Annotated in this window: 19 protein-coding genes; all 19 read right to left on the bottom strand. The window is 60.8% G+C overall.

What is annotated here, in order from left to right:
- Positions 1-10: 10 nt before the first annotated feature.
- On the bottom strand, positions 11-2,935 hold the full coding sequence (locus Q0602_RS03070) for a conjugative transfer ATPase (protein ID WP_298838741.1): 2,925 nt from the start codon (positions 2,933-2,935) through the stop codon (positions 11-13).
- Positions 2,935-3,375 (bottom strand): TIGR03751 family conjugal transfer lipoprotein, encoded by a 441-nt coding sequence (locus Q0602_RS03065; protein ID WP_298838820.1) that lies wholly within the window; start codon positions 3,373-3,375, stop codon positions 2,935-2,937. The genes Q0602_RS03070 and Q0602_RS03065 overlap by 1 nt, the downstream gene beginning before the upstream one ends.
- Positions 3,362-4,834: a TIGR03752 family integrating conjugative element protein gene (locus Q0602_RS03060; protein ID WP_298838738.1), complete on the bottom strand. Its 1,473-nt coding sequence runs from the start codon at positions 4,832-4,834 to the stop codon at positions 3,362-3,364. Before Q0602_RS03060 ends, Q0602_RS03065 begins: the two co-directional genes overlap by 14 nt.
- Positions 4,831-5,736: a TIGR03749 family integrating conjugative element protein gene (locus tag Q0602_RS03055; protein WP_298838733.1), complete on the bottom strand. Its 906-nt coding sequence runs from the start codon at positions 5,734-5,736 to the stop codon at positions 4,831-4,833. Before Q0602_RS03055 ends, Q0602_RS03060 begins: the two co-directional genes overlap by 4 nt.
- On the bottom strand, positions 5,733-6,386 hold the full coding sequence (locus Q0602_RS03050; RefSeq protein WP_298838730.1) for a PFL_4703 family integrating conjugative element protein: 654 nt from the start codon (positions 6,384-6,386) through the stop codon (positions 5,733-5,735). The genes Q0602_RS03055 and Q0602_RS03050 overlap by 4 nt, the downstream gene beginning before the upstream one ends.
- Complete coding sequence (locus tag Q0602_RS03045) at positions 6,383-6,760, bottom strand: TIGR03750 family conjugal transfer protein (protein WP_298838727.1); 378 nt, start codon at positions 6,758-6,760, stop codon at positions 6,383-6,385. Before Q0602_RS03045 ends, Q0602_RS03050 begins: the two co-directional genes overlap by 4 nt.
- 12 nt (positions 6,761-6,772) lie before the next feature.
- The gene (locus Q0602_RS03040) at positions 6,773-7,156 is read right to left on the bottom strand and encodes a TIGR03745 family integrating conjugative element membrane protein (RefSeq protein ID WP_298838724.1); all 384 of its coding nucleotides are present in this window, start codon (positions 7,154-7,156) and stop codon (positions 6,773-6,775) included.
- A 92-nt stretch (positions 7,157-7,248) separates the two neighbouring features.
- Positions 7,249-7,464 carry a DUF3262 family protein gene (locus Q0602_RS03035; protein ID WP_298838721.1) on the bottom strand — a complete coding sequence of 72 codons (216 nt, stop codon included), beginning with the start codon at positions 7,462-7,464 and terminating at the stop codon, positions 7,249-7,251.
- The gene (locus tag Q0602_RS03030; protein ID WP_298838718.1) at positions 7,464-7,823 is read right to left on the bottom strand and encodes an RAQPRD family integrative conjugative element protein; all 360 of its coding nucleotides are present in this window, start codon (positions 7,821-7,823) and stop codon (positions 7,464-7,466) included. The genes Q0602_RS03035 and Q0602_RS03030 overlap by 1 nt, the downstream gene beginning before the upstream one ends.
- A 266-nt stretch (positions 7,824-8,089) precedes the next feature.
- A complete protein-coding gene (locus Q0602_RS03025; protein ID WP_298838716.1) occupies positions 8,090-8,794 on the bottom strand; it encodes a TIGR03747 family integrating conjugative element membrane protein in 705 nt (234 codons plus the stop codon).
- Positions 8,795-8,797: 3 nt separating this feature from the next.
- On the bottom strand, positions 8,798-10,939 hold the full coding sequence (gene traD, locus Q0602_RS03020; protein WP_298838714.1) for a type IV conjugative transfer system coupling protein TraD: 2,142 nt from the start codon (positions 10,937-10,939) through the stop codon (positions 8,798-8,800).
- Positions 10,929-11,399 carry a hypothetical protein gene (locus tag Q0602_RS03015; protein ID WP_298838711.1) on the bottom strand — a complete coding sequence of 157 codons (471 nt, stop codon included), beginning with the start codon at positions 11,397-11,399 and terminating at the stop codon, positions 10,929-10,931. Before Q0602_RS03015 ends, traD begins: the two co-directional genes overlap by 11 nt.
- A 22-nt stretch (positions 11,400-11,421) precedes the next feature.
- A complete protein-coding gene (locus Q0602_RS03010; protein ID WP_298838708.1) occupies positions 11,422-11,997 on the bottom strand; it encodes an integrating conjugative element protein in 576 nt (191 codons plus the stop codon).
- A 19-nt stretch (positions 11,998-12,016) separates the two neighbouring features.
- The gene (locus Q0602_RS03005; protein WP_298838705.1) at positions 12,017-12,754 is read right to left on the bottom strand and encodes a hypothetical protein; all 738 of its coding nucleotides are present in this window, start codon (positions 12,752-12,754) and stop codon (positions 12,017-12,019) included.
- A 62-nt stretch (positions 12,755-12,816) separates the two neighbouring features.
- Positions 12,817-13,539: a TIGR03759 family integrating conjugative element protein gene (locus tag Q0602_RS03000; RefSeq protein WP_298838817.1), complete on the bottom strand. Its 723-nt coding sequence runs from the start codon at positions 13,537-13,539 to the stop codon at positions 12,817-12,819.
- A 17-nt stretch (positions 13,540-13,556) separates the two neighbouring features.
- On the bottom strand, positions 13,557-14,342 hold the full coding sequence (locus Q0602_RS02995; protein WP_298838702.1) for a hypothetical protein: 786 nt from the start codon (positions 14,340-14,342) through the stop codon (positions 13,557-13,559).
- A 3-nt stretch (positions 14,343-14,345) separates the two neighbouring features.
- Entirely contained in the window at positions 14,346-14,969 is a 624-nt protein-coding gene (locus tag Q0602_RS02990) for a PilL N-terminal domain-containing protein (protein ID WP_298838699.1), read from the bottom strand.
- 142 nt (positions 14,970-15,111) lie between these two features.
- Positions 15,112-15,906 carry a hypothetical protein gene (locus tag Q0602_RS02985; protein ID WP_298838694.1) on the bottom strand — a complete coding sequence of 265 codons (795 nt, stop codon included), beginning with the start codon at positions 15,904-15,906 and terminating at the stop codon, positions 15,112-15,114.
- A gap of 79 nt (positions 15,907-15,985) precedes the next feature.
- A complete protein-coding gene (locus tag Q0602_RS02980; protein WP_298838692.1) occupies positions 15,986-16,228 on the bottom strand; it encodes a hypothetical protein in 243 nt (80 codons plus the stop codon).
- Positions 16,229-16,235 lie beyond the last annotated feature (7 nt).

The following is a 16,235-nucleotide window of genomic DNA, read 5'->3' as shown; positions in this document are numbered from 1 at the left end:
GGTCGCCCTCTCATGCCGCATCGAGCCCACGGAGACGGTCGAGCTTCTCAGCGACCTTGATCGCCGCATCCAACTCACTGCAGTTGAACTCGCGCATGATCTCAGCCCGCTCGGCCTTCTCTTCCGGCTCCGTACCCGCCAGGGACAGGTAGAGACTCGGCGGCACCACACGAAACAGCGATTGAAGACGCCCCCCCAGTACCACGCCTTCGGTGTACTTCCCCGAGGCTTTGGTGGCCGATTCAACCATCAGCCGCTGATCCTCGGTCAGCGTCTTGAAGCGGCGCACTTCCTCGATCTCATTCGGCGGCATGTTGAGCAGCAGCCACCACTCCAGCATGTTGAGCATCTTGGCCGACACATCCGGGAAGTCCTTGACGTTCTGGGTGGCGAGCCACAGCCAATGGTTGAGCTTGCGCCCCATCTTGGCGACACCGACCAGAAACGGTGCGAGCAATGGATTGGCCGTCAGCAAGTGGCACTCGTCGATGACCTGAACGATCGGGCGGCCACTGTACTGATCGCGCTCCGCCATGGTGGTGATCATGTTGGTGATGGACATGACCGAGAGCGCCAACTGCGCCTCGTAGCCCGGATTAGCGTAATGCGCCAGGTCGATGATCGTCACATCGCACTCCGGCCACGCGTCGCCCGGCTGGTTGAACACCTGGCCATCGAAGCCATCGCAGAACATGCCAATCCCCTCCCCCATCATGAACGCACGTTCGCGGCGCTTCTCCGGAATCGTCTCGTCCTGAGCGATCTGCCGGAATGCCATACGCACATCCTGGGAGAGGCACTGACGCCCTTCGTCGTGGGCCTTCTCCGCCGCGATCATCACCGCATCGCGGACCATACGATTGTCGGCACGGCGGTAGTCGGCCTCCTCCTTGGGATCGCCACCGGTGATCATCAGTCGCGCCATCATCTCCATCTCGCCGAGAAGATCGCGCTCCACGTCCTCGTCCTCGTCTCCGGTGATCGGTCCCATGGCTTCGAGCAGATCATCCGGGGTCTGGGCCGGTTCATCGAACTCACCGTAGTCCTGGCGATCGCGCGCGGCTCGCTTGGCCAGGACGTCAGGATCCAGCAATCGGTGTGCGTCGGCGAACGGTGGCAAGCGGGTCTGGGAGCCCGGCGCGAGCTTGACCTTGTTGACCGAGAGTCCCATGCGCTCGAGATAATCGCCCAGCAGGCCGAAGCTGTTGCCCTTCTCGACGATGAACCAACGCGGGCGGCGCATGGCCGTGACCTGGGCGATGATCGAGTTGAGCGTGGCGGACTTACCCGCCCCGGTCGGCCCGAACACGAACATGTGTGCATTCTGGGCGCGGTCGAGCTTGTTGAGCGGATCGAAGGTCAATGTCTCACCACCCCGGTTGAAGAAGCTGATGCCAGGGTGCCCCGTGCCGCGATCACGGCCATACAGCGGTGCGAGGTTGGCCAGATGCTGAACGAAGTTGAAACGGGTGTACCAGCGATTCTTGCGATCGATCTCGGGATCGAAATTCATGGGGAGCCAGCGCAGATAGGTATTGAGACCTGCCACCTCGTTCTCCGGCTCCACCGGTTTCAGGTCTGCGGTACTCAGTTGCGTCGTCAGGTCCATGACCCGCTGACTCAGTTCGGCTTCATCGCGACCACTGACAAAAAATGCCAGGGCCGACTGATACATCTTGTGGTCCTTACCCAGAAATTTGCGGGCCTGCTGGCAGTCCTCTCGGACGTTCTCGGCCAGCACACTGTCCCCGACCGCTTTCTTGTGCAGCAGGTCGATATGACTTTCGAGCGGCTCCTGGGGAATGGCGACGATCGTCAGACAGGCTTCGACGCCCAGCGGTAGCACATCGAAGGTGGCGTTGCGAATGGCGTTTCGCCCGCGAGAGATTTCCGCCGTCAGGTGCCCGACCTTCGGCACCTTGCGGATCTCTTCAACCGGAATCACGCATTGCGGCTGGTCATCGAAGAACCACAGCCCCGACTCGGCATCGGCGCGAGGCGAGCTCGCCAGCATGCCCTCGGCAAGGTCATAGGACCACAACGCATCATCGTCGCCGGGATAGTCGAAGATGTCGTAGAAGCGCTGCGGATCCTTGGGTGAGAACTTGGGGCACGGATTGAAGCGCGGCATCATCCAGCGATGAAAGTCACGACCGTCATAGCGACGCACGGGTAGCCCAGCACTGGCGAGTTTGGCCTCAAGTTTGCCGTAGACATGGTTGATCAAGTCTTCGGGGGAGAGACGACTACGGCGCTCTCCGAGTTTGGCCTTGCCGTTGCCCGCCCAGCGATAGAGCACTAGGCGCGTTCGCCGAGTCTGCCCTCGCCACGGCGTCTGGGTAATCACATCATCGACGAACATGCCGCCGGGCTTGGAGATCGCCTTGAAATGCGCCTCCATGCTGGCCAGCCAGGCTTGGGTATATTCGGTCTCTCTGAGCTCGGCAGGAATCGATTCGCGAATGCGTTCGAGATCCTCGCGGGGATCGGTATCGTCTTTGACGTAGAGCTGGACGACCCATTGGTTTTCGTCGAGCTCCGGCACGCTATCCTGGAGAGCCGACTCGATCTGGTCGCGAATGGCTTCTAACGCTTCGGCGGAGCGCCCCTCCGAGGGCGCGGGTGTCACCTCCGCCACGACGCCGAGAGACAAACCATCCTCCAGCAGAAAACAACCGCTTTCGGGCAGGTACTCCACCCAAGGCAGTCGGCTGGCAAATGACGGCGCACGCTGATAGGACTCGCGGATATCTGCCATGGTAGGCGCCTTGCCACGAGGCAGCGACAACGGGCGTCCTGTCTCGTCAGTCAGCAACGTGCGCTCGTTGACGGCCTCATGGCGCGGACCATTGTCGTTGGCGGTTATCTGGCCGGTTCCCCCTACCTTGTCCTTGGACGGAAATAGCCCGTTCATAAAGGAATCGAATGCCGACATCAGCGCGTCCTCCCAGCCGGTCGTGCGCTTTCACCGGGCATCGCGTATTGGGGCTGGCTGTAGAGCGGAAAGAGCGTGGAGTAGCCAGGGATCGGCACTTGCTCATCGCCGGCCAGATGCGGATAGACAAACATCACCAGGTCGGGATTGGGCAGCCGCGAGAACTGACTGTGGATCTCGTTGGCCGCGTCACGGGTGTAGTGGGTACGCTCATCGACCATCTGACGATCACCGATCGGACGGCGCAGTTGGCCCCGAGCTTCGGCCACGGATTGCTTGCCGGCGCTGCCGATCGCGCTACCGCCGCTCGAGGAGCCCTGTTCCCACAACTGCTGCATGGTGACGTCCCCGTGCGGAAGCAGCTCATCCTTGGAGGTTGCGCAGCCCGAGAGCAAGACCAGGCCCAGCGCCATGGCCGCACTGACCTTAATCGAGCGCATGCTGGGTCGCGATTGACGTGTCATAGCGCACCTTCCTCCCCTCGGTTTCATAATCGATCGGCAACTGCTTGTTAATATGAATGGCCACGGTCTTACCGGGCGGCACATAGACGGCGGCAAAGGCTTCGCCATAGAGCTTGTTGACCCAATCGCTCATGTCGTTAACGCCCTGCGTCAGGATCTGGTCGACGGCCTGGGAGCCCGATACCGCCTGGGAGATCGTGCCATCGGCACCGATCGAGGTGACCGATCCGGAATCGTCGTCGGAGAGTAGCGAGGCCGCCCCGGCACCGGCCGCCGTCAGCAGGCTTTGGGTGCCCAGGTATTGCTGAGCGTTGGAACGACGCATGCCACTGATGCAGGGAATGCCGTATTGATCGCTGATCCAGCCAATGGAGTTTCCACCCCCGAAGGTCTGATCGTTTTGGTTGCTTCGGTTACTGGTGTTCTGATCGACGTCATCCGGGGTCGGCACCGTGCGAACCGTGCCGTCCTCGAAGACGAAGGTCATCGAACGGATATTTCCGCGCACACACGATAGGGTCCAATCCCCCGTCGCGGTGCCGCTGACCACAGCGGACTGCACCTCGGGTAGTTCGATCCCGTTGGCCGTCAGGTTGTCCTTGCCGATCACCACCTTGAAGGGATAGGGGTCGTTGACCGTGCCATCGACGGGCACCCGGCCCAGTAGCGCGGTCATGGCGAGAGAGCCCATCAGGGTAGAGTTTTCAGGGATGGTGTAGACCGGATCCACGGTGGAGGCATCAGGCTTGCCGGTCACGCGCGACTCGACCGCATTGGCGGTGCGCGTCGCGGCATCCCCTACCGCCCCGCTCGCGGCCTTGAATGATGTCGGAAACGCCGGCCCCTCCTGTCGCTGGCCATAGCGGCCTTCCTCCTGACGGCGATCCATCGGTTCGACCCAGGCGAGATTGCTGCCACCGCTATAGGATCCACTCGGACCACCACCGCCTTCCAGACCCAGCCCAATCGGCAGGTCGTCATCTGCGGTATCGTTGGAAGACTCGGGCAACATCCGGTTAACCCGCTGCTCGATCCGCGACACCAGAGACTTCTCACTGCGCTCGCGCTCTTCCCGCGCGCGGCGGCGCTCTTCACGGATAGCGGCTTGCACGGCGCTATCCACATTGGTGGCCTTGTCGGCCAACCGAGAGTTCTCTTCAAGAAGCTGTTGACGCTGCGCCTCATCCCGCTCTTTTTGGGCTTCCCAGGCATTCATCTTGCCCACCAGGGTGGCCACCGTATCGCGGGGAGAGTCACCGCTGATGCCCAGGGCATCCAGCTCTTCCTGAGAGAGCTGCCGCGTTGGATCAACAGGCGATTGCGACGAAGCACCGCCACTGTCTCCGCCGCTACAACTCTTGAGCAGCACCAGACCCACCACACACAGCAGCACGGGAACGCCAACCAGCAGCAGCTTGTTCCCCTTCAAAGTCATGAGTCACCTCCCAGGCGAACGCCATCCTCAAACGAGGCAGAGAAGGCACTGCCTCCCTCATGCGACAGAGGCAGCGCCTTGGACAGGCTCGTCCCCTGCGTCACGATGAAGGCCGTGGTGGTGTCCTCGAGACTGCCTCGACGCCCGAGTGTCGAATGCATGAAGGCAGCGCTATAGAGCTTGCCCTGCAACCAGCGTGGGTCGAGTTCGAAGGTGCGCGACGGATCGCGATTGGTGAGGCGCACCGCCGTGACTGTCCAGCCATTGAGTTTCCAGGCCGCCAATGGCGTCGCGCTCACCGGTAGCGACGGCAATAGGGATGGCATGCTGTCAGGCAGACGCATGGCGACCCGGTTGAGTCCGGGCACCGCCTCAATAGTCCGGGAGGGCGCGTAGAGGGACTGCGCCGCATAGCGAGTCAGAATGACCGGGGGCGGTGTTCCCGACGCCGGTGCATCACCTTCATCCGCCTTTGGCTTCTCAACCCCACCAGTTGCGCCAGCTTGCGAGTCGGTAGCCCCCGCGTTTTGTTCCGGGATGACCACTTGAATCTCTTCATCGCTGGCCCCTGTCGTCTTGGCGGTGAGATCAAACAGCACCACCTCATTGGTCTCGACGTCCTGAATGCGCACACGCTGCGTATCGAATGCCTTGTCAGCCTTGAGGTAGATGGCCCCGCCGGCGCTCTGCACCCGAAGCACGGAGGGATCGGCGATCTCGGATGGCAACCCGACCCGAACATTACGATCCAGCACGATCACGCGTTCCTGGCCGACAGGGAGATCGATGGGCAACGGTCGTCGATCCCAGTGCAATATCTCGACCGCCTGGGCCTGGGCGGCGACGAGTAGCAGTGACACACACACGCTGCCTCGCCAGATTTTTGTGGCCAATCCAGTCATGAGTTCCCCTCCTGATCCGGGATTTCCAGGCGCTCGGTGGGGCGAGCCAGACAGTCGATTTTGAGCCCCCACTTGTTGTGCTGCGGATCATCGTCGGCGCGCACGACACGCAGCGGAAAACGCATATAGACATCGCGAATGGACGTGCCTGAATAGGTCTCCTTGACGGCGAGATCGAGATTCACGATCCATTCGTCACGGGAGATGATCTCAACGGATCCCGGCCCCGTTGGCTCGTTGCTAAACCCTCGCCCTGGGATCTCGAAAATGCTGCGCTCACGCCCTTCGAGTTCATGGCGTTGATTTCGGTAGCGGTAATCCTCGTTGAGCTCGGCCTTGCACGACGGTGTCAGGAAGGGCTGATAGGCATACAGATTGCGGCGGTAGTCTTTCTGGCCATCGGTCGGCCAGCGATTGATCTGTTGCCACACGTAGGTGGTGAAGGCGTAAACCGATGATGGCGGCTTTTCCCACCACTTCTGGGTCGAGCCCGTTCTCAGGTCCGGCGGGATGGTGATCGTGAGATCCTTGGGTGCTGCCTGCCAGCCATACCACATGGCTCCAGAGGCCACTGCCAGGACCGCGACAATGGCGCGTAGGGTCGAGATATGCGCGTCTCGCGCGGACTGCGCGTTGCGATGACGACTCATCGAAGTCCTCCTTGGGGCCGCCGTTCTCGACCGATGCGATAGACGCTGGAACGGGTAATCAGTCGTTCGCCACCCATCGAGATGCCACGGGAAGCTAACTTCCAGGAAATCTGGCGATACAGCAGGGAAGCTGGCCTGCCACGACGCAGGCGGCGCATGATTGTGCCGCCGGCCCCCAGCGCACAGGCCATCCCCAATACCGCAATGGAGGGAGCCAGGGCGGGCATCCCGAAGACGATGGCAACCGGAATCCCCACCACCAGAAACGAAAGGAAGCCCGTCCCCGCCATCAACATGACTTCACGCATCGTCATGCCTCGAAAAACCACCGGGGGATCGTTGATCCGCTTCGGGAGAAAATCGATGCTCGCCATGGCCCCGTCCCGTTACTGCGAGAGGATCGGGCCAGCCTCGGTTCCCAGCCAGATGACGGCGAGGATGAGGATGACACCGGCGCAGAAGGTGATCCCGAACTTGCTCCACTCCCCGCGTGCCTGGGCTTCACGGAAGGCGGCAATGGCGGAAATGGCCACGAACAGGAAGGCGACCGTCGCCACGATCAACCCGCCCAGAATGGCAAAGTCATAGAGATAGCCCTGGGCGGTCGAACGAATCCCCCCGCCCCCCTGCGTCGGCTCTTCCAGTTCAGGGAGACCCTGCGCCCACGCCAGGCTCGGCAGGGTCGTCGCCACGCTGAATGCTACCACCAGGCGGCGAGCGCCCTGATTGGCCCACTGGACCGGTTTCATGAGTGCTGATCGAAGTTGCATCTTGAATGTCCTCACTGAGGGTGTGTTTGCCCGTTACGACTTGCGATGCCCGAAGGCGTGACCCCAACTTGGGGTTTTCCTGGCCGTTCTCGTCAGAGGAACAGCCACAGAAACAGCACGAGCAGCAGCAGTGCTCGCCACCAAACAACGCCGAAGATGTCGCCATCGACGCGGCCTCTCGCGAACCCGCGATAGGCCGAAATCAGAATCCAGGAGACGCACAGCAGGACAGCCACGCAGCCGAGTCCCGCCAACATCCAGTACAGCGGGCCAACCTCCATACCCGACCCGGCTTCGAACGCCTCCATCAGCGCCCCCGGTCATCGAGATAGTCGCCATCGAGCGGGCGTAACTCGCGCGGCAACAGCCGATCCGGCGCGAGGTAGCCATCGATGCCATGACTAATGGCCTCGAGATCGACTCTTAGACGAGGGATGTCGAAATAGACGCGAGTGGTAGCGGGATCCGCATTGGACTGACGCGCATCGATGCGATCGACCACGACCTTGATCTGCTCGATCTGGGTCTGGATCAGCGCCAGGTCACGCCGTTGGATCTCATCGATGTCATTGGCGAAGACGGGAGACAGCCCGCCCAGAGCCACCACAAGCCCAGTGGCGACAGCCAGGCATCGGGAGGAGCGTCGGAATTGCGAGTGCAGCGTCATGTTGGGATCCCGTCGAAGATGTTGACGACATGGATCCAGTGTCGAGAGGAAAGTCGATGGGATCAGCAGGAAACGTTAAGCCGATCGGATAGGTATTTTTCAGGAGAACAGCAAGAAAAAACCCGCTGGCAAGCCAGCGGGAACGTATGCAGGTAACACTGAGAAAAGGGGCTGCGAATGCCCCCTCCCCACTCACTAGACCAGAATAAAAAAGACCCCGCAAATGCAGGGCCAAACGGGGAAGTCGACATCGCGCTTTACGGCTGTCACAGATACTTTTTGAAGCTCGAGGTTGCCACCGCAATCATCAGCCCGAACAGCAAGGCACAGGGCAGTAGAAACAGGTTGGGATGAATCGAGAATGGCAAGGACAAGTAGATGAGCCAGCCGGTCAAAAAGATCGGCGTCACAAGCCGCTTGGCATGATGATAGATGAACGCGGATTCTCGCCCCGCGCCGAATCGCCGAAGATCGCGAGACACCAGGCCGTCCGTAAACCCCACCACCGCCGCGAGAAGAAACAACGGCGAGGTCAGAATAAGGATCACGCAGCGCGTCATCGTCATCAGGGTGACGAACATCGCCGCCTGCAGATAGGTTTTGAACGTACCCGCCCAACCCACCTCGTCAGCGCCATACTCGACCCAGCCGGCGATGCCGGTCTTGACGAACAACCACTGATAGGTGGTGTCGACGAAGGTCTGCGCGAACTGGACCGGTGACGAGACCAACAGCGAGCGCGTGAATTGGCTGTCGAGGTAACCCAGCTCGGAGACCATGGTCTCTCGGGCATGCTCGGATCCAGTTTGGCTGAACCAGCCGAAATAGATCCCCACCCACTCGATCACGATCGAGGTCAGGATCGAGAGAATCAGGATCCACAACAGGGTGAACGGTAACTTGATCAGGGTGCCGACCAAGCCGGTTCGCTTCTGCTCGGCCCGCTGCGCCGGAGCTTGTTCTGTTGCCATGAATCACTCCTCCTGTGCAACGACAGACTCCAACGCGGCCAAAGCCGCCTCGTCAGTCAAGGCGTCGAGGTCGATCGGCGCGGGCCGCAACGGTTCCCACCACTGTTCGCCGGTGCTGTACTGGTCACGCATGCGAGCAGCGATGTCCGCGACGTCCTTGGGTAGATCCTCGGTCTTGTCGTACTTCGGGAGCGGCATGCGTAGCTTCCACAACTGCCCACCCTCGAGTAGCGCGAATGCCTGTCCCTTGGGCAAGTTGATCACATCGTTGGGTACGATCATCTCGACGGACTCGGTGCCGATACGATCGCCCGCCGAGCTGGAAAAATCCTGGTCACTGTTCACATCGGCATTGTCGCTAGCCATGGAGACCATCAACCGCGTGCTGACGTTGACCTTGGAGAGTTGATCGGTCAGCAGGCGCGCGGTTTTCTCCTCCCGGACCCGGAGCATGATGACGTTGTTGAAGTTACCCACCACCTGGCCGGCCTTGGCGGCATTCCCGATCCGCGCCTCGATATCGGAGAGCGTCTGGGTATAGGCCGTGACCTGAATACCGGCACCACCGCCCTTATTGATCAGCGGAATGAACTCATCACCCATGAGCTCATTGAACTCATCGCAATGCAGGTTGATCGAGGCTTTCTTGCCTCCGGTTCCCGGCAAGCCATCTTCGGTCCCGAACTTGTAGATATGGCCAGCCACCGACACGATGTCGGCGAACATGGAGTTACCCACCGCTTGCGCCACTTCGAAATCCGATAGGGCATCGAGCCCCACGTAGACGATGCCCTTCTTGCGAATGATCTGCTGCCAATCGATGATCGGGCGCTCGTCCTCGATATCGGTGTAATCGGGGCTCAAAAGCTCGGCGATCTTGCCGCTGGTCAGCTTCTCCAGCAGAGGCAACAGCGAGGCGACGATCTTGTCGAAATACGTCTTGTCGTAGCGCACCGCCGACAAGAGCCCATCCAGCACCGGATCAGTCAGCGTCTCGATCACCTCGGGGAGCTGCAGGTACTGCACGATCGCCACCACCCGCTTGTGACGCCCCACCATGTTGCGCGGCATGTTGCGATCGTTGAGCTTGCCCTCGATCTCGGTGATCGTCTGATTGGCCCCAGCGATCTGCGCTTCGAGGGTGGTCTGGACGTACTGCATCAACAGCGCATCGATGTTCACCACATCGGACAGAATCTGGTTATAGGTCGGGCGCTCGCCAAGGGCGTGGCGCGCGCGCGCCACGATATTGACGAAGCGCCAGGCGAACTGCCGAAAAGCCGCACTATTGCCTTCACCCGATAACTGCCCTGTCACGCGGGTCGAGACCTCGGATAGCCGAGAGAAGCGCCCCACCGCATTATAGCGACACGAAATATCCGGCCAGCCCAGATGGAAGATATAGAACTCATCACCCCGCCCCGCCTTCTGCGCTTCGGTGTACATGCGCATCATCAGGTCGGCATCGCCCTTGGGGTCAAAGCAGATGGTGATGTCGCCCCGGCGAATGTCCTGGGTAATCAGGATCTCGGCCAGGCGGGTTTTGCCCACGCGCGTGGTCCCTTCGACCAGGGTATGCCCTACCCGCTCTCCCAGCGGCAACCAGACATCGCGTTCCTTCCACTCCACCGCGTGAAGAATAGGGCTGCCACCCACCGGCGGCAGTGGCCGCACCGGATTCAGGGGCGTATCCGCTCTCATTACTCGGGCAATGGCTTCACCGAGAGGGTTTCGCTGCAGACGGTGTTCCCAACGTCGTGCAGCATCATAGGCAGGGCTGGGTTTGACGTAGGACTCGGCGGCGGGCTGTCGCGCTTCATGCACGCGCTGCGTATGTCGCGCCTGCCACTGAAATCCCTTGCCCAGCCACAGATGGCGCTTGCTGACGGGCACCTGGCGGCTTGAGAGCGCGAAGCGTGGCAGCCGACGCATATTGCGGCGGTAGCGCAGCACGGTCCATGCCTGGCGTAAGCGCCAAAGGCCAAACGCCAGAAAGCCGGCGGCGGTAATGAGACCCACGCTAGGTGCCAATGCCAACGACCAGGGAGCCCACAGCGACAAGGCGGCACAGCCAAGACAGACCCAAAAGGTATAGAGCTCGACGGCAGGTCGCAGCAGGGATTCCAGGGGGTGGTTATGGCTCATCCGTATTCCCCTCCCACCAGGTCTCCATCGGAATGACCTCACCGTGATCCAGAGAGACCTCATGCTGGTCGAAAAACGCCTGGTAGCCATTGAGATGGGCTTGGCAAAAGATTTCTAACTGCGCCAAGGGCAATCGGGGCGAGTAGACATGGCCTGGTCCGGCTTCCAGATTCAGGATCTGGGCATCGCCCCCTTCATACTCACGCAGGTCCCCTCCCGTCATATCCATGGCCATTCCGATATGATCGAGTCCCTTGGCAAACTCGCCGACCATCACCTTGATGGGCACATCATCAGCGGGCAGAGCCTGGGCGGGCAGATGCGTCACGCCCCCTTTGACGTAAGCCGGCGCCATCAGCTCATAAAGCCTACCGTCTCGATGGAAGATCACTCCAGGCATGAGTGCGAGCGCATCGATATCCTGCCATCGCTCGTGAACAAAACAGCTTACGACCGACATCGCGTTGAGCTCCTAGATAAAGTTATTGTTCAAGACCGCGAGCACTGATCAGCACCGGGTAATGCTGTAACCCCAATCGCCCGGCGAGACCATCACCGGACACAGGGCGCAGCTCCAGACCCTCCGCCTCGGCGCGAAGCGCCTGCAGAGATGGCTCGTCCTGGACCTGAACGACCAACCCCACCGCGTTCATGTCACGCAGGATGTCTCCACGCTGGGCTAACCAGTCGCGCGAGAGCGCGTCGTCACCGATCAAGAAAATGGGCGTGAAGCCTCCTGGCAGTTGCAGCTCACGGGGCGTCACGGTGCCCGGCGTCAGCCGCTCGCTCGCCACAGGCAACATGTCCGCTTCGCTGAATGGCTGGGTACGCCGTTGAGTCACACCGATCTGAGGTGAGTAACTCTCGGATGCCGAGACACCCGCACCACCAATCGGCGCAAAATAGCGACGTGTCGGCTCACCGCCATGATCGGCCACTACCTCAAGATCCGGGAGACCAGGAGGACGTTGAACCGGCGCTTGGGCGTGTGCCAGAGAGAGCCCCGACATCAACACCAGCGTGAGCCAGATGCGGCGTTTCATGATCCTGACGGTCATGGTTTCACTCCTGTAAAGATCAACGGCTCGCGACTTCGGCCATCCACTGCCGCTGTGTTGGCGTCACCCAGGTGACGGCACTGTCATCGGTGGCCAGGGGTTCCGGTGTCACCCAGGTGAGATCGTCGGGGTCCGACGAGCGACGTGCTGCAACGACCTTGGACGGCGGCGTAAAACCACCAGACTCACGAGCCGAGGATGAGGGCTGAGCCCGTGCAACCAGCACGGCTACCGAGGGCGTTTGCAAGGAAGGTGTGGCACCCAGTGCCGCGAGCTCACGGCTGACGATGGCGCGATAGCGGGCGGCGGGCTTGCCACCCGCCGGACGGTGATAGCGACCGGCAGCAACGACCCAATCACCGGAGTCATCGTGGTATTGCCGTAGTAGCCGTGCCGCTTCATCGAGGTTCGCGTAGGGATTCAGCCCCTCACAGGGATCGGCGAAGCGACGCCCTTGGCCGAACAACTGGGGCTGCCAGCGAACGTTAAGCTGGGCAATGCCCACATCAATGATCTGTGTCGCCTCGAGCGCATCGCGTAGCGCCTGACACGCGGACTGACGATCACCGAAACGCATTGATTTGCCGGCAACGTTCAACGTCCAGGGCCAGGGCCGCACCCCGGCGTCCAAACGCGTTTTGGATTCGGCACTGGCAACGGCATAAAGGACTTCGGGGGGAATGCCATTATCCTCGGCTGCCACGACATAGGCCGATGGGATATCGACGCGAGGTGCGCAGAGTGCAGGCGTCGACAATGCCAATCCTACCGCTGTCGCCATCAGACACAGCGCGAGACGCCCCCCCTTCCGTGATCTCATCATCCCCTCGGCGCGACACGCGGAAGCTCGGACGTGTCAACGTCCAACGAGCCACCGTGGTTTAAGGTAATGCCGCCTGCCCGAACCTGCTCGGGAGGGATGCCCACCTTGGCTGCCCAAGCGCGGATCCGGCGGTCATCGCCGTTAGCATCGACCACCCAAATATCCATGGCCGCGCCCCGGCTGATCAGTCGCTTGACCGTGGCCACGCACTGCTCACACCCTTGCGTGGCCACGACGACATTCAAACGTTGCGACGACACCCCAGCACTGGAACCGAAGACCGACTGCGTTGCATCTTGCCCCCCCTTGGTCGTGAACGGATGCACCGGCCGGTCGTTGGGATAGAGACGAGTCCACGCGTCATCGTAAGCACGCTGAAACGCCAGCTCGGCCTCGACACGCTTGCGTTCGGCCTCGACCAACATCTCGGCATATTTCTGACGCTCGGCGTCGCTCTGCGCTTCCAGACCCAGCGCGGTCAGCGGATCCAAGTCCGGGGACCAGGTGCCGCGCGGCCCCAGCATGATCGACTGATAGCGCTGGTACTCTTGCTGATCGAGGCCCCAGGCTTGTGCCGGGCGTTGGGCACTCTGGTCGATCTGTGTCTGATCAATCCGTGTTGCCTGAGTCTCCTGCCCTTGTTGCGCCCAGACTGGAACCGACACGGCGGCCAGCAAGGCGATGGAGCCAATCCACTCTCTCCGAACCCTTGGAATCATCGACACGGGAATCCTCCTTATGGAACGGGCATGACGACCGTCTGGCCATTAATGGAAAACGCAGCCGAATGGCCAGAGATCGATGACAAACGCCAGTTCCCAAGGCGCTCCCCGACCCCAAGCAAACGCAGATCGCGAAGGCTGGCAGCCGGTCCTGATGAAATCGCCAGGTAGTGTCGTCCGCCGCGCAGCTCACTTCCGGCAATGGAGAACGAAGGAGAAGGCGGTTCGGGACGCCGCTGGCGTGTTGGCGTTGATGCCGATTGGCGGGGCTTGGTCGTCGCTCGCAGTTTGCGTACCGCTTCGATGCCCTTCTCCAACTCTTGCTGCTTCTCGAGCGCCGCTGCGAAACGGGTATCGACCGACGCCGAGAGCTCATTAACGCGTTGCGACAAGGCTTTCAGCTCATCCGTGAGATCCACTAGATCCACTGACGGCGTCTTCGCCAACTGATCCGCTTGCTGTGACAACGCATCTCGAACGGTAGAGAGCTCCCCGGAAAGGTCTTGCTGTGACTGTGCCTGGGCATCCCTCGCCTGTTGCAGCGAGTTGATGGAATCCCGAAGCTGGTCGATCGTTTGTTGCTGCTCCTGCACCACTGATGAGAGTGTCGGCCCGGTGTCTTGAGCGTTGCCTTTCACCCACAGAAACACCCCGCCCAACACGACCAGTACCAGGACAACCAGGATCAACACGCGCATCAGACCGAAACGCGTCTTGCGCTCGCCAACAGGTGTGAAACCCTGCGTTTTCGCCGTGTCTTCCATGCCTTCGGGCATATCAGGAATGATCTTGTCTGCCATGGTTTACCCCTTGACCAGACGCTGGTCGCGAACCTGGTAGCACACCATCCGCGCAATCGGATCGGCCTGCACCTCGAATGCCGGGCCACCTAGTACCTGCAACGCTTCGCGAAGCGGCATCGGCCCCAGGTCGAAGTGGGCAGCCGGTAGCGGGCGACTATAGAGCAACTGCTGTGGCTCTCCCTGCGCTCGGCAAAGGCCGAATCCCGTGTGTTGCAACGTGTAGCGGATTCCGTCCTCGACAGAGGGATTGAGTGACGCGGGAATCGAGATATCGACGACCTGTTCCAGCAGTTCACGCTGTTGCAACGTCGCCTTGGCCGACACCAGGGAGTAGCGTCCACCGCGAAGCACCTCGACACGATCGTCACGGTTATATCGGCGATCCCTATAGACATCCGGCTCGACATCATGCGTCGGCTGATCCATCCCGGTCGTGACAACCTGCGAGGAGGATCCAGGCTGGGCCGGCTTGGTGATGTCGATGGTCACCTTGTCCGCATCGGGGTACTGCGCAGCGAGGCGCTCGCTTTCGGAAGGTGGCTGCGTTTGCTGCTGGGCACAGCCAGCCATCAACGCAACGAGGAATGCTAAGGGGAACAGCCGGGCTTTATTCGGGAAAGTCATGGGTGGAGCCTCGCGCGGAAACCGGAATGATCATGATCAGGTTCACCGTGCCGGAGGCGGGGAAACGCTGCGACGGGAAATGTTAATTGCACCAGCGGTCCTTTTTGCAGGCACAAAAAAAGCGCCCCGGAGGGCGCTGGATTCAGTATGGGATCACTTCCGTCATGTCGTTTATCGTCGCAATCATCTGCCGATCATGGGGCTTTCGGGCACTCCACCCGCACCCGAGATAACCCGCGCAGAACGTCAATGCCTGCTCGGTCGTCTTGAAGTCCTTCAGGAATGTCGCGAGATTGGTGGTTGGTGGCCGCACATACACCGCCATCATGTTCCACTCGTCTCGATACCCCACCTCCAGACTGGCTTGGGCATCGGCAGCGCTAGCCACGATCGCATCGCCGTTGGGACCGCGCCCCGCGATAACCAGCCCAGGAGGCACGGATCCACAGGCTCTCAAGCCCACGACATCCAGCACCTCACCGTGCCATTGACTACCGGCAGCACATTGCCGCGCGATGGCCGCTAACGCCTGAGCGTTGGTTCTGTATGGGCCATGCTCGAAAGCCACGACCGCGTAGGCATTGTCGACCACTGCCAACGACCAGCCCTCCTCGTCTGATGGAAACGGGGCATAACCGCCATCGATCAACGCGTGGTATATGTTTTGAGGGGTTTCACTGTCCCACTCATCGCCAGACAGCTCTGCTCGGATCCGCTGCAGCAGTACCTGATCCTCGGTCGGGGCCAAGGGATCATCACCACCGCAGTTCAGTTCCTCACAGAGGTAGTCGATGTTGACGACCTGCAGGCTATCGCCCGCGATCTCCAGAATTTCCGACGGTATGTCATCCTCCGGTGCCCGTTGCAGAAATCGCAGGGCGGCGAGAATGACGTCGATATCCAGGCTCGCCAGGGTGTATTTGAGAGACTTGCACATGAGGTAGCTCCTTCATGTCGAATGGTGGAGCCACCCCATCGGGAATGGCCCCGATTGGGTGAATGATTTCAGATGAGATTCAAATCAGCGTGAGCCGCGTCATCGAACGCGTGGCGAAGGCATCGAGCGCCTTCTCAGGGGAATCCCCTGAGAAGGGTCTATCCTGCGTATCGAACTCGATCCAGGGACCGTGACCATCTTTACGTTCCACGTCGTACGCTTGGCGCAAGTGACCGATAGGACACGCTGGCCCGGCAGAAGCGCCTTCATAGACGCTGTGAGATTTACCGTTTGCCGAAATCTGCAGGCAGTAAGGTTTCATGCGGATG

Origin of the sequence: uncultured Salinicola sp. (genome assembly GCF_937921195.1) — a bacterium.
GTDB lineage: Bacteria > Pseudomonadota > Gammaproteobacteria > Pseudomonadales > Halomonadaceae > Salinicola.
Note: the sequence above shows the minus strand (reverse complement) of the source record. Positions and strands in the feature narration are given on the sequence as shown.

What these genes read in the sequence shown, in the direction of transcription:
- Q0602_RS03070 (WP_298838741.1), bottom strand. Translation starts at nt 2,935, where the DNA reads ATGTCGGCATTCGATTCCTTTATGAACGGGCTATTTCCGTCCAAGGAC.
- Q0602_RS03065 (WP_298838820.1), bottom strand. Translation starts at nt 3,375, where the DNA reads ATGCGCTCGATTAAGGTCAGTGCGGCCATGGCGCTGGGCCTGGTCTTG.
- Q0602_RS03060 (WP_298838738.1), bottom strand. Translation starts at nt 4,834, where the DNA reads ATGACTTTGAAGGGGAACAAGCTGCTGCTGGTTGGCGTTCCCGTGCTG.
- Q0602_RS03055 (WP_298838733.1), bottom strand. Translation starts at nt 5,736, where the DNA reads ATGACTGGATTGGCCACAAAAATCTGGCGAGGCAGCGTGTGTGTGTCA.
- Q0602_RS03050 (WP_298838730.1), bottom strand. Translation starts at nt 6,386, where the DNA reads ATGAGTCGTCATCGCAACGCGCAGTCCGCGCGAGACGCGCATATCTCG.
- Q0602_RS03045 (WP_298838727.1), bottom strand. Translation starts at nt 6,760, where the DNA reads ATGGCGAGCATCGATTTTCTCCCGAAGCGGATCAACGATCCCCCGGTG.
- Q0602_RS03040 (WP_298838724.1), bottom strand. Translation starts at nt 7,156, where the DNA reads ATGCAACTTCGATCAGCACTCATGAAACCGGTCCAGTGGGCCAATCAG.
- Q0602_RS03035 (WP_298838721.1), bottom strand. Translation starts at nt 7,464, where the DNA reads ATGGAGGCGTTCGAAGCCGGGTCGGGTATGGAGGTTGGCCCGCTGTAC.
- Q0602_RS03030 (WP_298838718.1), bottom strand. Translation starts at nt 7,823, where the DNA reads ATGACGCTGCACTCGCAATTCCGACGCTCCTCCCGATGCCTGGCTGTC.
- Q0602_RS03025 (WP_298838716.1), bottom strand. Translation starts at nt 8,794, where the DNA reads ATGGCAACAGAACAAGCTCCGGCGCAGCGGGCCGAGCAGAAGCGAACC.
- traD (WP_298838714.1), bottom strand. Translation starts at nt 10,939, where the DNA reads ATGAGCCATAACCACCCCCTGGAATCCCTGCTGCGACCTGCCGTCGAG.
- Q0602_RS03015 (WP_298838711.1), bottom strand. Translation starts at nt 11,399, where the DNA reads ATGTCGGTCGTAAGCTGTTTTGTTCACGAGCGATGGCAGGATATCGAT.
- Q0602_RS03010 (WP_298838708.1), bottom strand. Translation starts at nt 11,997, where the DNA reads ATGACCGTCAGGATCATGAAACGCCGCATCTGGCTCACGCTGGTGTTG.
- Q0602_RS03000 (WP_298838817.1), bottom strand. Translation starts at nt 13,539, where the DNA reads ATGATTCCAAGGGTTCGGAGAGAGTGGATTGGCTCCATCGCCTTGCTG.
- Q0602_RS02995 (WP_298838702.1), bottom strand. Translation starts at nt 14,342, where the DNA reads ATGGCAGACAAGATCATTCCTGATATGCCCGAAGGCATGGAAGACACG.
- Q0602_RS02990 (WP_298838699.1), bottom strand. Translation starts at nt 14,969, where the DNA reads ATGACTTTCCCGAATAAAGCCCGGCTGTTCCCCTTAGCATTCCTCGTT.
- Q0602_RS02985 (WP_298838694.1), bottom strand. Translation starts at nt 15,906, where the DNA reads ATGTGCAAGTCTCTCAAATACACCCTGGCGAGCCTGGATATCGACGTC.
- Q0602_RS02980 (WP_298838692.1), bottom strand. Translation starts at nt 16,228, where the DNA reads ATGAAACCTTACTGCCTGCAGATTTCGGCAAACGGTAAATCTCACAGC.